Annotated in this window: 1 protein-coding gene; it reads right to left on the bottom strand. The window is 29.9% G+C overall.

Annotated elements, in window-relative coordinates:
* Positions 1–40: 40 nt before the first annotated feature.
* A partial coding sequence (locus PW52_RS17600) for a hypothetical protein (RefSeq protein WP_044634161.1) occupies positions 41–596 on the bottom strand: 556 nt, incomplete at its 5' end.

The raw sequence follows: 596 nt of genomic DNA, 5'->3' as shown, positions 1-596 counted from the left end.
CTTGTTTTTTAACTCAGTTCTTTGTTGTAACACGTTTTTTTTAGTATAATTTTTCGCTTATTTTCATTACTTGTAAACTGTCATTTTGTTTATCCATAAAAAAAGCGGAAGGTCCGAGTGGATTCGCAATAGCTAAAATTCCATAATCTTTATTAAACATTACTGGACTCATTCCGTCAATAATCGGCTCTTTCATTTCGTACATATCAAACCAAATTTCAGAGTTCGAATTACTCCGAATAGTTTTGCTTTCATACTTTACGTAATCGGTTAAGTCAAATTGAATTTCTTGATTTTTGGTCAAGTAACTTACTTTTAAATTCCGAGTCGAATCTGTCGTACTTTTATATTCATATTTGATTATCGAATCACGAACGGTTTTTATGAGTAAATATTCCGTTCGAAGTTTCAGATTGTCATTAGATGATATTCCGTATAAATATCTCGATTCCGTAAAAATTGATTTTGTGTCGGTAGGTATTTCAGCGTATCTCTTTTGAACATAAAAGAATAAAAAAATCACATAAGCTAAAGCCGAAACTACAATTATAGCAAATACGAAAATTAATATGTCTTTAGTTTTTCTCAAATGTGTT

Origin of the sequence: Neotamlana sedimentorum (assembly GCF_000943565.1) — a bacterium.
GTDB lineage: Bacteria > Bacteroidota > Bacteroidia > Flavobacteriales > Flavobacteriaceae > Neotamlana > Neotamlana sedimentorum.
Note: the sequence above shows the minus strand (reverse complement) of the source record. Positions and strands in the feature narration are given on the sequence as shown.